Annotated in this window: 13 protein-coding genes, 2 pseudogenes and 1 other annotated feature; all 15 genes and pseudogenes read right to left on the bottom strand. The window is 40.5% G+C overall.

Going from position 1 to position 14528, the window contains the following annotated elements; genetic code table 11:
* Positions 1 to 398 (bottom strand): annotated as a pseudogene (locus tag AC058W_RS17020) (methyltransferase domain-containing protein); the annotation flags it as partial.
* A complete protein-coding gene (locus AC058W_RS17025) occupies positions 314 to 835 on the bottom strand; it encodes a class I SAM-dependent methyltransferase (protein WP_479390394.1) in 522 nt (173 codons plus the stop codon). The gene AC058W_RS17025 and the pseudogene AC058W_RS17020, both read right to left, overlap by 85 nt.
* Positions 836 to 1146: 311 nt before the next feature.
* Positions 1147 to 1887 (bottom strand): pyruvate formate-lyase-activating protein, encoded by a 741-nt coding sequence (gene pflA / locus AC058W_RS17030; protein WP_243101682.1) that lies wholly within the window; start codon positions 1885 to 1887, stop codon positions 1147 to 1149.
* Positions 1888 to 1892: 5 nt separating this feature from the next.
* Positions 1893 to 4148, bottom strand: a complete 2256-nt coding sequence (gene pflB, locus AC058W_RS17035) for a formate C-acetyltransferase (RefSeq protein WP_117674583.1) — start codon at positions 4146 to 4148, stop codon at positions 1893 to 1895.
* A gap of 432 nt (positions 4149 to 4580) precedes the next feature.
* Positions 4581 to 6237: pseudogene (locus AC058W_RS17040) on the bottom strand (2-isopropylmalate synthase).
* Between the two features lie 178 nt (positions 6238 to 6415).
* Positions 6416 to 6673 (bottom strand) — a binding site (T-box leader).
* A 457-nt stretch (positions 6674 to 7130) separates the two neighbouring features.
* Positions 7131 to 8450, bottom strand: a complete 1320-nt coding sequence (locus AC058W_RS17045; RefSeq protein WP_479390395.1) for an endolysin-like domain-containing protein — start codon at positions 8448 to 8450, stop codon at positions 7131 to 7133.
* A gap of 41 nt (positions 8451 to 8491) precedes the next feature.
* Positions 8492 to 8785 (bottom strand): phage holin family protein, encoded by a 294-nt coding sequence (locus AC058W_RS17050; RefSeq protein WP_118410483.1) that lies wholly within the window; start codon positions 8783 to 8785, stop codon positions 8492 to 8494.
* A gap of 2 nt (positions 8786 to 8787) precedes the next feature.
* A complete protein-coding gene (locus tag AC058W_RS17055; RefSeq protein ID WP_243098414.1) occupies positions 8788 to 9174 on the bottom strand; it encodes a hypothetical protein in 387 nt (128 codons plus the stop codon).
* A 107-nt stretch (positions 9175 to 9281) separates the two neighbouring features.
* Positions 9282 to 9731: a hypothetical protein gene (locus AC058W_RS17060; RefSeq protein ID WP_479390396.1), complete on the bottom strand. Its 450-nt coding sequence runs from the start codon at positions 9729 to 9731 to the stop codon at positions 9282 to 9284.
* A 16-nt stretch (positions 9732 to 9747) separates the two neighbouring features.
* On the bottom strand, positions 9748 to 10200 hold the full coding sequence (locus AC058W_RS17065; RefSeq protein WP_479390397.1) for a hypothetical protein: 453 nt from the start codon (positions 10198 to 10200) through the stop codon (positions 9748 to 9750).
* A gap of 141 nt (positions 10201 to 10341) precedes the next feature.
* Complete coding sequence (locus tag AC058W_RS17070) at positions 10342 to 10503, bottom strand: hypothetical protein (RefSeq protein WP_479390398.1); 162 nt, start codon at positions 10501 to 10503, stop codon at positions 10342 to 10344.
* Positions 10504 to 10505: 2 nt separating this feature from the next.
* A complete protein-coding gene (locus AC058W_RS17075; protein ID WP_479390399.1) occupies positions 10506 to 12413 on the bottom strand; it encodes a hypothetical protein in 1908 nt (635 codons plus the stop codon).
* A 13-nt stretch (positions 12414 to 12426) separates the two neighbouring features.
* Positions 12427 to 12675 carry a hypothetical protein gene (locus tag AC058W_RS17080; protein ID WP_118629182.1) on the bottom strand — a complete coding sequence of 83 codons (249 nt, stop codon included), beginning with the start codon at positions 12673 to 12675 and terminating at the stop codon, positions 12427 to 12429.
* 104 nt (positions 12676 to 12779) lie between these two features.
* On the bottom strand, positions 12780 to 13484 hold the full coding sequence (locus AC058W_RS17085) for a hypothetical protein (protein ID WP_479390400.1): 705 nt from the start codon (positions 13482 to 13484) through the stop codon (positions 12780 to 12782).
* Positions 13485 to 14528, bottom strand: a 1044-nt coding sequence (locus AC058W_RS17090; protein ID WP_479390401.1) for a hypothetical protein, incomplete at its 5' end; no start/stop codon positions are given.

A 14528-nucleotide genomic window follows, 5' to 3' on the forward strand; every position in this document is an offset into this window, starting at 1 on the left:
ATAAGAGAACTCTCCATATAATTCTGCGCATCATCCTCTCCCGGCTTCAACTCTTTACTATTCCAGTTATTTCCCGCTTCTTTCACAGCACTAACCATAAACATCGGCGTAGAATGATAATTCAGCTTCTCCTCCTGACTCCACACTCTGTCCCAGATTCCTGTATCAACTGCCACACTCGAAAACCCATTCTCCTTCAGAAACTTCCTGTCCCAGGATGGTCTGTTAATCGCAGAAAGCGGCATCTGTAATGCAATCTTCTCCATACGGTCAATATCCGTACAAAGATAATGATCATCCAGATTCTCACTCTCTACACTCCGCCTATCCTCCTCATAAGACTGACGCTTCTCATCATCATAAAGATAGCCATACCAGTTCGCATCAAAATTAAGCAACTTTCCCCCGGCTTCAGAACACGACACCACTCCCTATAAGCCCTCTCTGGCTCCTTCAGATTCCAGGTCAGATTCCTGCTGATTACCACATCAAACACATCATCCTCAAACTCCAGATTCTGCGCATCCATCTTATAAAAAGTAATATTCCTGCAAAGTTCCCCTGCATTCTTCTTCGCAGTATCCAGCATCTCCTGCGTATAATCCACCGCAGTAACCCTATACCCCGCTCCAGCCAGAATAACAGGAAAAAAGCCCGGTCCGGTACCAATATCCAGAATCTTCAGCTCCTCCTTCGCTTTCTTCGGAAACTGACTCTCAAGAACCTCAAGCCACGCCCCCTTTTGCATCCCATTCAATTCCTTATGATTCACCTCAGAATACCCCTCCGCGCGGGTAGTCCAATAGCTCTCAATCTCCGACAATAAATCCTTCAATTATATCTTCCTCCGCTTTCTATAACAATCTCAATTCTATACAGTAATAGTATCTTACAAGTTACCAACAGCTTTCCTGCCCTCACCTGCACCATACAATATGATTACAAATTCATCATGACCTGAATTATAACAAACCGTCCCTTCCCCAACAAGCCCATAGGGGGGATACAAATTCATTCAATTTTGCCAATCACCAGCTTGCCAGAAATAAATATTTTTTCTGGCAAGCGTCCCCTTCGCAATTAAAAAAGCTGCTATACAGGCCTCTCACCCATATAACAGCTTATCATCTTTTTCAAGTTATTCGGTTAAATTGCCCCAAGAATCTCCCTGGCATTATCAACCCTCTCCTGCGGTGGCGGATTAACCCCCTCCAACGGATAAGGAATCCCAAGATTCTCCCATTTAAACTTCCCAAGTGTGTGATACGGCAACACCTCCACACGCTCCACATTAGAAAGCGTATGAATAAAATCAGCCAGCTGATGAAGATATTCATCCTTGTCACTGCCGCCCGGCACAAGCACATGTCTGATCCAGACAGGCTTCTTCATATCTGAAAGCTCACGCGCCATCTCAAGAATATTCTTATTTGAATGCCCCGTAAGTTTAATATGCTCCGCCTCATCAATCTGCTTGATATCCAGAAGCACAAGATCTGTATATTTCATAAACTCAAGCCACTTGGAATGCCACGGTTCTTTATCTGTAAAAGGATTCGCACTGGTATCAAGAGTTGTATTTATCCCCATTGCCTTCGCCTTTTTAAACAATTCTGTCAAAAAATCAATCTGCAGCAATGGTTCTCCACCACTTACAGTGATACCACCCTTATTTCCCCAGTAACCCTTATATCTCAATGCCTTGTTTAGAAGTTCATCTGCCGTATACTCCTGTCCCTGATTCAGCTTCCAGGTATCCGGATTATGGCAGAACTGGCATCTCATAGCACAGCCACTTAAGAAAATCACATATCTTACTCCGGGTCCGTCTACGGACCCGAAGCTTTCCAGAGAATGAACATAACCTTTCATCTGCTTATCATCCATTCTGATTACATTCTGTCGTGGCAAGTTCTTGCGATAACATCCAGCTGCTGCTCTCTTGTAAGGTCAATGAACTTAACAGCATATCCGGATACACGGATTGTAAAGTTTGCATATTCTTCTTTTTCCGGATGTTCCATAGCATCGATCAGTTTCTCTTTGCCAAATACGTTTACATTGAGGTGATGAGCACCCTGATCAAAGTATCCGTCCAGTACATGAACAAGGTTCTCTGTACGTTCTTCATTACTATGTCCCAGTGCATCCGGATTGATTGTCTGTGTATTGGAGATTCCGTCAAGCGCATCTTCATAGTCAAGTTTTGCAACAGAGTTTAAGGAAGCAAGAAGTCCGTTCTGCTCTGCACCGTAAGATGGGTTTGCACCAGGTGCAAGAGGTTCTCCCATCTTTCTTCCATCCGGAAGAGAACCTGTAGCTTTACCATATACTACGTTAGAAGTAATAGTAAGAATAGATGTGGTTGGTTTGGAATCACGATAAGTATGAATATGTTTCAGTTTTTCAAGGAATGTGGAAAGCAGTGTTGTTGCGATCTCATCTGCTCTGTCATCATCGTTACCATAACGTGGGAAATCACCTTCAACTTCAAAGTCTGTAGTAATTCCATCCTCATCACGGATAGCTTTTACTTTCGCATATTTGATAGCAGAAAGAGAGTCAACTACATGAGAGAAACCTGCGATACCAGTTGCAAAAGAACGATCAACTTTTGTATCGATCAGAGCCATCTCTGCTGCTTCATAGTAATATTTGTCGTGCATATAATGGATCATGTTCAGAGTACCTACATAGAGGTGAGCCAGCCAGTCCATCATCTTGTCATATTTTGCAACTACTTCGTCATAGTCAAGATATTCAGAAGTGATTGGTGTGTATTCCGGTCCTACCTGCTGTTTTGTTTTCTCATCAACGCCACCGTTGATAGCGTAAAGAAGGCATTTTGCAAGGTTTGCACGAGCACCAAAGAACTGAATCTCTTTACCTGTCTCTGTAGCAGATACACAGCAGCAGATGCTGTAGTCATCGCCCCATACCGGACGCATAACATCATCGTTTTCATACTGGATAGAACTTGTTGTAACAGAAATATTTGCAGCATATTTCTTAAAGTTCTCAGGCAGTCTTGAAGAATAGAGTACTGTAAGGTTTGGTTCCGGAGCCGGTCCCATATCTTCCAGTGTATGAAGGAAACGATAGTCACTCTTTGTTACCATATGACGTCCGTCGATTCCCATACCTGCTACTTCCAGAGTTGCCCATACCGGATCGCCGGAGAATAACTGGTTATAAGAAGGAATACGTGCAAATTTTACCATACGGAATTTCATTACCATGTGATCAACGAGTTCCTGAGCTTCAGACTCTGTAAGAGTACCATTCTGAAGATCTCTTTCAATATAGATATCAAGGAATGTGGAAATACGTCCAACACTCATTGCAGCACCGTTCTGTGTCTTGATAGCTGCCAGATATCCAAAATACAACCACTGGAATGCTTCTCTTGCATCTTTAGCCGGCTGGGAAATATCATAACCGTATGCCTGAGCCATTGCTTTCATGCCTTTCAGTGCACGAATCTGATCTGCGATTTCCTCACGAAGCTGGAAGTCGTAACGTCTCATACCCTGGCGGTCACTTGCTGCGAAGTCTTTCTGTTTTCCTTCGATCAGAGCATCGATACCATACAGAGCTACACGTCTGTAGTCACCTACGATACGTCCACGGCCATATGTGTCCGGAAGACCTGTAAGGATCTTGTTATGACGGGCCATTTTCATCTCTGGTGTGTAGATATCAAATACACCCTGGTTATGAGTCTTAAATTCATAGTTGTTGAAAATATTTTTAATTTTATCACTTACTTCGTATCCATAGGTTTCGCATGCCTGCTCTGCCATTTTGATACCACCGTATGGCATAAATGCACGTTTGAGAGGTTTGTCGGTCTGAAGTCCTACAACCTTTTCCAGATTCTTGAGGTCTTCATCAATATATCCAGGACCATAAGCAGTCAGAGAGGTTACAACTTCTGTCTCCATGTCCAGAACTCCGCCGTTTGCACGCTCTGCTTTCTGCAGTTCCTGAAGTTTACCCCAAAGTTTGTTTGTTGCCTCAGTAGGTCCTTCCAGGAAGGAATCGTCCCCATCATATGGTGTGTAGTTCAGCTTAATAAAGTTACGAACGTCGATTTTCTCTTTCCAACGGTTCCCTTTAAAGCCATTCCACTGTTCAAAATCTTTCATTCTTTTACCTCTTTCTCTAAAATATTTCCGCGCATTTCTCACTAGCCTGATGTGAGATAATAAAATGTAATTTATACTTTTTTAGGACACTTTTCTGTCCACGGTGTCAGTATACGTAAACACAGGCATTATGTCAATTGGTTTTGCTTATGATTTTAATTAAATACAATCTTTCTCATTTTTATTCAGGATTTCCCATTTGAATGTACTTTATCCTGTACTTAAAGGATTTTTGTACATATAAAAATACAAAAAGATACTTGGCAGGATATCCATCACACATCCTGCCAAGTACCCGATATTTTTTATCTTATGTCAATCTGAATTTTGAATTTCTTTCTAAGATACGAATACAAAATTGTTACTTACTTCACATTCAATGAGCTGCTAATATAATCAATTTCGTTTACTTCTTTCATTTTAAAGTAACGATTATCGATTATTTATTGCTGTTACAAGAGCATCGATAGAGGCTTTGATGATATCCGCATCTACTCCTGCTCCCCACGCAAGAGTTCCGTCTGGTTTTTTAATACCTACATAAGCGATAGCTTTGGAACTTGAGCTGCGTTCCAGAGCATGCTCCTGATAAGTCTCCAGTGTATATTTCAGCTCATATGCTTTCTTTAATGCGTTGTTGACTGCATCAAGACGTCCGTTACCTGTAGCCTCTGTTGTAATCATCTTTCCCTGGAAACTGGAAGTAACCTGTGTCACAATACCGCCGTCTTTCTGCTGGAAATGGACTTCATTGATACTGTATGGTTCCACAATATTTTCAAATGTCTGTTTAAACAGGCTGAAGATCTCATCCGGATGAAGCTCTTTATGTTTATGATCAGATACTGCTTTTGTTGCATATCCCATTGCTTCACGCATTTTCGGTGGAAGATTCAGGCCGAATTTTGTCTCAAGGATATATCCGACACCGCCCTTACCGGATTGACTGTTAATACGGATTACATCTGCGTCATAGTTTCTGCCAACATCTTTCGGATCAATTGGAAGATACGGTACATTCCAGTGATCCGGATCTTTGTTATCTCTCCAGTGCATACCTTTGGCAATCGCATCCTGATGAGAACCGGAGAATGCAGCAAATACAAGGGCACCACTGTATGGACTTCTTTCACTGACTTTCATTCCTGTGCATTCTTCGTATACCTCACAGATATGTGGCATATCGGAGAAGTCAAGTTTCGGATCTACTCCCTGGGAATACATATTCATGCCAAGTGTGACGATATCCACATTACCGGTACGTTCACCATTTCCGAATAAAGTACCCTCTATTCTGTCCGCACCTGCAAGTAAGCCCATCTCAGAATCTGCAACACCACACCCTCTGTCGTTATGCGGATGAAGAGATACGATTACATTTTCACGGTATTTCAGGTTCTCACACATATACTCTACCTGACTTGCGTATACATGTGGCATGGAGTGCTGTACAGTTACAGGCAGGTTGATGATACATTTGTTGTCAGCTGTCGGCTGCCATACATCAAGAACTGCATTACAAACTTCCAGTGCATATTCTGGCTCTGTACCTGTAAAACTCTCAGGGCTGTATTCAAACTGGAAATTTCCTTCTGTTTCATCAGCAAGCTTCTTTAATAATGCAGCTCCATCTACTGCAATCTTTAAGATTTCTTCTTTAGATTTCTTAAATACCTGCTCTCTCTGTGCAACAGATGTGGAATTATATACATGTACGATTGCTTTGGGAGCACCCTTAACAGCTTCAAAAGTCTTACGGATAATATGCTCTCTTGCCTGAGTAAGAACCTGGATAGTTACATCCTGCGGAATCAGATTCTGTTCAATTAAAGTACGCAGAAATTCATATTCTGTCTCAGAAGCAGCAGGGAAACCTACTTCGATTTCTTTGAAACCAATTTTAACAAGAAGTTTGAAAAATTCAATTTTCTGCTCCAGGCTCATTGGGATTACAAGTGCCTGGTTTCCATCACGAAGGTCTTACAGAACACCAGATTGGTGCTTTGTCTACATATTCTTTTTCTGCCCATTTCATGCATTTAACAGGCGGCATGAAATACTGTCTCTGATACTTGCTTGGATTCATCATTTTTCTCTTCCTCCATTATGTAAATATTATGTTTTTCCTGTGGGCTGAAATCTTACCGTTTTGATCATTGAATATAAATCCTCTGCCTGTTTTTATTGAAGCGGACTGAAACGGACGATTTATCTGATCCAGCTAAAATTGACATAAAAAAAAATCTCTCATCCCCACAGACTTATCTGCAAGAGACGAAAGATACTATTATCTTACGCGGTACCACTCTTATTTTATGAACTACGTCATACACTCATGGGATACGGAACGAGTCATCGTCCTTATATCCTCTCCATATAACGGTGGACACCGTCTGCACCTACTCTCAGAAGGTTTCAGGCAGCTGCTCAAAGGCGAGTTCCACAATTTCCTTCCACTGCTTCTCAGCTCCCAGCAGTTCTCTGTGCTCTGGTCCATGTGTACTATTCCTCATCCGTGCATTTCTCTTATATTTTTAATAAAACCTCTGAAGATGATATTAACATAAAGCCGAAGCACTCGTCAAGAAAAACTTCTGCATTACTTTATAGCATTACTTTATATTATTATCATCAGTCGGGGCAACAGGATTTGAACCCGTATTGGTGCATTTCCCGTAAACCGCTATTTTACTACATTTTCTCGAAGCCCTTGTTTTTACTGCATATTTTATTATTTGCATGTGTAATAAAATCAGCTTCGACTTAACGTATTATATACCTATGCAACACAAAATGCAACACGAAAATTATATGAAGATGATACAATATTTCAAAAATAAGGTCAGCGAATTTAAGCTTCGTTGACCTTTTTCATTATATTCATATCAATTCTTGACTTGGTAGTTTTCAGAATAAACTCAGTTAGAAGATTATTTTATCTTCTTAAAACTTCCTGCCAGCACGTATTCTCGTACGAATCCCTCAGACGGGTGTCCGAGTCGAACAAGGTAGAATTTCTTTCCGGCAGAGTCTTTGATAGTTGCTCCTTTGATCACATCCACCAAGGTGTTCTTTTTTATCTTTCGGCCACAGGGTTGATTTTGTCTTGCCGGCGTCCACGAACGTTTGAGTGTCTTTGCTTATTCTGGCTGCATATGCCACTTTTTCGGTGGTTGTTGTTGTACTTCCAGAGTTGCTTTCCTGGTACCGCAGAACGCAATCCCACGGATAGTTTCGATAACTTCTTACCAGGAATTCCTTTCCGGTTTGATCTCCCGGCTGTCCGCCTGTCGCAGTACCTTTTTCGTTTATAGATGCTTCTACTTCTTTTCCATTTCCGCAGTACATTGCAACATGATGCGTCTCATTCAGCAGCACATCTCCCCTCTGGAGTCCTGAGCCAGTCGATCGGTTAACCTTACTGGTCACGTCAGCGAAGCCGCAGGAAAGGAATACCGCTTTCATGTTGCCTGTGTAAGTTGCTCCTTTTGTCTTGACTGGGGCGCCTGCTGCCTGCCATGCGCTGATCACTGCTGAACTACAGTCGTAATCTCCTTTTTCTCCCCATCTGTATATCTGATCATATCCATGAGAATTGTCTGCCGCCCATGATTCCATCTGTTTGATTGCTTTTTCTGTTTTTGTCATTGTCGTATCTTCCTTTCTTTCCGCAGTCACAGCATACTTCCGAATCATGTTGATTACCGCTTTCTGTCTGCCTTCATAGTCACCAACCTGGTTCGGTGTCGGGTCTGCAGGATCCTGACGCAGTGTTGTGTAAATCTTATCTGCGGTATATGGTTCCGGAGTTTTAGACAAGATCCTCTTCAGTGCATCAAAACCACCCTGATGTAGAATATTGATGCATTCCATCATTGCGGTGTCTGGCATGGTTCCGTAGGCTTTTTCGATAGTCGGGGTGTATGTTCGTATCTGGTCTTCCATATACTCGTCCTGGCATTTCTTCCCGAGGTCAGTGCTGATGATACTTACAATGCACTGTCCTTTCGCAGATTCCGCTGTTACGGCGTATGTATCCCAGCTCTTCATCAGCAGGTCTTTTTCCATACCTGCATTATCCATGTCTTTGAATAGCTTCGGGTTTGCTCTCTGAATCCGGTATAACAGTTCTTTTGCTTCTCCTGCGTACCACTGCCCCGCACCGATCGTAATAGCTTTTTCATTGCTACAGTTCGCTCCGACCCCGGCAAAGCAGGAATAATCCTGCTTACCATATACCTGATCTCCGGATTCCACTGCGTACAGTATTTTTCTCAACACAGTTATATTTTGCTTATCCATAAGCATTTCCTCCAAAGGGGATGTATTCCTCATCCCCTGAATCATTCGTCTTTATTTGCCTGTTTTACAATCTGGTTCACATATGTAGAAAGACCAGCAATCAGGATTCCCTGTGTGATTGCTGTAAAGATTGCCATTGCAATATCCTGTCCGGTACCGCAGGTGCAGGTGGCAAACACATAGATCGCGCAGATTGCAATGCTGATTCCGCCAAGGATAAGTGGGATATACTTATCTTTTACTGCCTGTGCCTGTTTGAGTGCCATGCCTACAAAATATAAGGCAATTGTTACTACGATGAGTTCCGGTTTTACATAGTTAATGATCTGTTCCATAGTCATTCTCCTTTTTGTTTGATATGTAATTCATCAATTTCCTGCTTCATTTTGGTCACCATACCATTCCCACCTAACGCATGATAGGCGTCGTACATTTCACAGAAGTTCTGGTACGCATACGATGGAATGTTTCCGAACTTTGTGTACTTTGCATGATACTCTATCATCTGCACGCGGAGCAGGAGCATAGTCCCCTTACTATTTGCATCCCGGTCTTTCTTCTGGTTTTTCAAGAGCCAGACTATATACCCTAAAAGAACCGGTAATACAATAGTATATGTCTGCATGAGTATTTCTTTCACTGTTTCACTCTTTCTCCGGTTTGCGCCGGCGCAATTTTGGATAAAATAAAAGAAGCCTCTCGGCTCCGCTCTGATTCTTCTCATAAATTTCTCCTAAACAAAAAGAGAGCATTTCTGCCCTCTCTGCTTTTTAACTTCATATTTTATGTGAAGTTTTTTTCGTAATCTCACCCTTTGGATTGCAACCTTTCTCAAGACTTATTATTCTCATACATGGATTCAATATCAGCTTCCAAATAACAATTCTTTACATTATTAAAAAACTTTTTGCGTATACATTTATTGGCTAATTCAATTACCAAGTTATATTCTTCGCTTTCACGGTTAATGCGAATGTATTCCCCATGTGCAAGTTTATTTCTAATCTTAACCGCTTTAGCCAAAATATTTTCATCATACTTTATCTCTTTTTTGTTGCAAAACCATGCAATTTTGGAATAAACGTCTGAAAATACATTATTAAACAATTCACTCGATATTGTTCCTGAAATAGCGTCTAATTTTTTTGATGTTAATTTAATTCCATAAGATTTTTCAGCTATTTTTTTAATGGAATTCCTTATATCATCATATCCATTTGATATTGTTGCATGCTCAATTCCAAATTCATCCTTCACAATTTTTTCTATAACTCTAAACATCGCAAAATATGACTCTTCAACATCTTCTAACAGAATAATATATTTTAAAGCCAGCGAATACAATCTTAAGACATTTTGAAGTAATTCTTTTTTTCCTTCTAATTCTTTTATATTGACAATCTAATTCTTTTAGATTCAAAATTTTCTTTCTACTTACTCCTATATCAATTGGAGCAATCTCTGTGTTTGTGTCTTCTGTTATATGCTCTAATTCATATGGAACCTGTGTAATATAAACAAGGAAATCTATTGCATGTCTCATTATATTCTCGGCTTCTTTTTTGTCTTTTTCCGTCACTAAATCAATGCAAAAATAATCAGACTCGCTGTATTCATCAAATGCCGATTTATACATTGTAAAATAACACTCGTTAAGCTCAAACCTACATTTATTTTTAAGTTTTATTACATATGAAATTTCATTATTCCCCTCATTTGGTACTACTACATTTGCGCGATAATGTTTCATCCTTTGATTCGTCCTTTTTTATTTTTATTATACAATAAAAAAGAACATATTTTCAACAAGATGGTTTTCTCCTTATGTGAAAAAATATAATTTCTAACACTGTCGAAAAATGTTTAGTTAACTAAAGCCCTCTTTAGTTAATTAGTTTTCCGCTTTCAGTTCTTCTTCCTTATTAATAGCCATCAGCTCATTGTACTGTTCCTCAGTAATCCTACCAGTCGCAAAGAAAATATCGATCTTATTCTTTAAATCGTCTGTCAGACCGTTTTTCTCTTTAAGTTTCAGTAATGTTCTATATAACATAATCATACCTCCAATTCTGTTAATGCTACTGCATATTCGCTGTTGACATAGGCTTCTGCCGCCTGTAAATCAGTATCCTGAGCACGTGCATCCATATCATAGATATAATTTCTCGTATCACCAATCTGCTGTTTTACATAGTTCCAACCGTTCTCCATTGAAACCGGATAATTGAATACTGTATATCCGTCAAGCTGTTCGGAATTGATAAATATATTTGTGACTGGATAATAGGTTGCAAGTGATTTGAATGCGGCAATTTCTTCGGGTGTGAGGTCGATTTCTGTTGGATTGGCTAATTGGTATATAATTCTTGTTCCATACACTTCATTTTTAAACGCACTCAAATCGTCTGTATTAGAATGAAATGCGATTGGTTTGAGATTATCATGCGTTGATAGCCAACATCTATAAATATATTTGTTATCTGTCCTATCTACTAAAGCTACGCCTTGATATTTAGTAGTTTGCAGTCTTGCTATATCATCGCTGTTATCACTTATTACAAATACATCATCCATTCCATAAACAAAAAATGTATTAGTAGTAATTCTCGTAATTTGATTCATGTCAGAGATAACACATTCTCCAACCATCCTCACCAATTTCCCTCTCTCCACATCCACATAATCCGCAATATACTGCTGACCATCAATTGTGACGTTACCACCTGTTTCTACAGGAACAGCGTTTAACGTGTATGGGAGAGCGACGGTCTGTTCGTGGTAGGGTTCGTAGGCGGTGGGGGTAGAACCAAGTTCGATTTGGATATTCCTATAACTAATAGTATCTCCTGCGTTTCCCACACCAAATCGAAATGTAATGAATGTGACGCCGCTTGGAATAGTATATTTTAATTGCTTTGAACTTGAATTATTAACATATGTCATGTTACTTGTAGACGCATTTCCAAAAACATACACTCTTCCTTCTTTATTGAGAGGTTCGTCCCATGATATCGTAATGGTTTCTCCCACGTTTACAGGGATTCGTGCTGTAGTCGGAAATTTTGACATATCATAATTTGTAAAAGCATCATTCCTGAGAGCAGTAATTGTTACTCCATTATTCTCATAAACAGCTTTTCCATTTGCACAATCTATTTGTGACCATGCGTCATAATTTAACAAATTCTTCCCGCACACCTTCACAGTTGGATTCACCACGCTCTTAATCTCCTGCGGATAATCAGGAGAGGGTGACGGCTGACCGCCAACGTAGGGTTCGAAATCATCGTAGGTGGCATCTGGGTATAAGGAAGCGTCTACAATCATTGGTTTGAAAAGGAGGTTGTTACAATTAATTCCAGTATTTATTCTAATTCTTATGAAAAAATTTTCATTAGCTTTTATATTTTTACCATCACCTGTATCATATCCATAAATCAAATTATCAGTTCTTGCTTGTAATTCGTAAGACACATCATGAGCTCCCCCAACTGGACACCCTGCAAGTCTAAATGAGCTATAAGACACATCCTGTGCAATATCAAATACTGTTGTCGTTGTAGTGGTTCCATTCAACGTATACGTTCCATCTCCATTTGCAGTACAAGTAACACCATTCTTTATAGTAGTCTGCAACGTAGGATTCAGCAAATTCTTCCCTGAATACTGTTTCTGCTCGCTCCGTCCATATAGCACCATATCCGTGATTTTGCCATTGTCAGAATCAGCAAGATGAGTTTCACCTTGTGAACTTGCGTAGAATTTGGTGATTTTGGTGGATAAATCTTCCCTTAGCGAATTAACATCCTTTTTATTCTGCTCAATCTGCTGTACCTGTTCCGCAGTAGCTCCTGCCTGGACAGGATGCTCATCAAAGTATCTGTTTACAGATTCCTGTATCTTTTCACCCTGCATATCCTGCATTTTCTTTTTGAGGATTGCATATGCGTCGTCTCCTCGCATTTTTCATCCCTCCTTAAATCAGATACCAGGTATCTGTTGTTTTTTCATATTTGTAGAAGTCTCCTGTATCCAGCATCAGGCAGGAGCTTCCGGTTGACAGGTCTTTGTAGTGGGGAAGCTTATCTACATCCTTGCTTAATCCCTCATAGTTCCTTACTCCCCGGAGCGGGACGTTTGTACATACCAGGCTTCCGAGATCCCATATCTCTTCACCATCTTTGTAAGCCTGTCCGTCTACGAAGCTTGATCCGTTTGATTTCATTCTGCTTTCCTCCTTTTTTTATTTGCGCGGGCGCAATTTGCGGATAATAAAAGAGCCTGTTACGGCTCTGCTCTAATATTCATCATATTTATCCTCCTGCATCACTATTTATCTGTCCACCATTTATCCGGATTATTATACATGTCAAGTAGCCATCTTTTCATAGCACCCACGCTGCTGAAAAGTCTGGATGGATAATAATAATATTTACCTTCTGGTTCATCACTGCCCGCTATTTTAGGAGAAGTTACATCAAGCACCCCTGCCTGTTTGTCACTATCCTTAAACCAAAACGGTTTCTCTTCAAATGCCCCGCCCCATGAGTAAAACGGTACGTTTTCCGGATTGGTATTATAAAGGCTGTATTTTTTTAAGATGTCATCCCAATTTGCAGAATCAGAATACGCGAATTCCGTATCGCCAGTATCCGTTGTAAGTCTCCATGTTGGAACCATTGATGTATCACCATTGTAATATCTCCCTTCCAGCTTGGAATTGTCCACAGCCGCCGCTGTAACCATATATATTCCGTTTACCACCCGCACACAAAATCCATATGCTAAATTAGCATATTGAACTCCATATTTAGATTGTACTGAGAAGCAAACTTCGGCTCTCTTGTACGGTGCAGGGTTTTTAAATCGGGCGTACAGGTCATAGTCAAACCACCATGGATCTTCTTCAACTAAATCTTCTTTCTTTCTCCACAAGAGTGTGTCACCACCCCATATTTCCTGTATTTCTTTTCCACCAGAATAGAAACCATCTATTTCTTTTTCACCGGAAAAAGCTTTATACTCTATTGCCATTTAGCTCTCCTTGTATGTCATGAAAATAGTATCGTCCCTGGTGCGAATTGCTACGGGAAGCTTATCATAATCGTCTTTTTTGATACGTTTCATGCAACGTAATGCTGTTTTTTTTGCGGTGCCTCCAGAAGCAGAAACAGCAGCCGGGGTAAAACCGCTCGTACCGTCTGAGAATCCATAGCTCACTACTGGCATTTCTGATCGGGTACGGTTGACAGTTGCAGATATTTCAGGTGTATCTTTCCCAAGCTGTCGGCTGTTACTGTTAAAAGGTGCGTTATTGGCACTGTAAGTATCAATCAACTGGCTGTTTCCAAGCTTCAAAGTCCTACTCATGATGTAAGAATGCACATACCACTCCAACTCCGTGCCATCTTCCATCTGCTTCGTGTTGCGCAGTTCTACGGTCTGCCCAACAGTGTTAAGAGGATTTCCGATAACCTCCACTGTGTAGGCTTGTGCTCGATAATATTTTCTCAAGTCGGGATTTACAAAAGTCCCATAGCAGATGTCGATAATCGGCTTTTCTCTGTTAATTCCACCGTATTCGTCCGCGTTCCATACATAGTCCATCCAGTCTTCATTACCCACAAAAAAGCTGTTCCGGTTATAGAAAACATTGTTTTCATATGCTTCCTGTGCAGTTGGTTCGCCAGCCGTGAAGCCAAATGCTCTGCTTGGATCTGGATCAGTATAAATCGTATGCGGAAACCATATTCTTCCCTCTTTCGCCCAAAAGCTTTTGAATGTATCAAGGTGCACCTCTGCATTATCATAATATTTGTAAATCTTCTTTCCGGAAGTAGTCTCGCCTGTTTCCTGACTGTTCTGGCGAAGTTTCAGGTATTCAAACTTGCCATCCCTATTCATCCATCCGAATCGGTCATTCTGAAGGCACAGGTCTTTTATAACATTAACTGCATTTATCTCATTCGCATTGTTTGTATATGGCACATAAGCATCATCCCAGTGCAGCTTTGTAGATACCTGTTCAATGCCTAAGAATTTAAACAACATATCGCGGAACTGTTTCTGTGTAAGTTT

The sequence above is a fragment of the Blautia sp. CGZ-1-C1 genome (genome assembly GCF_056504575.1).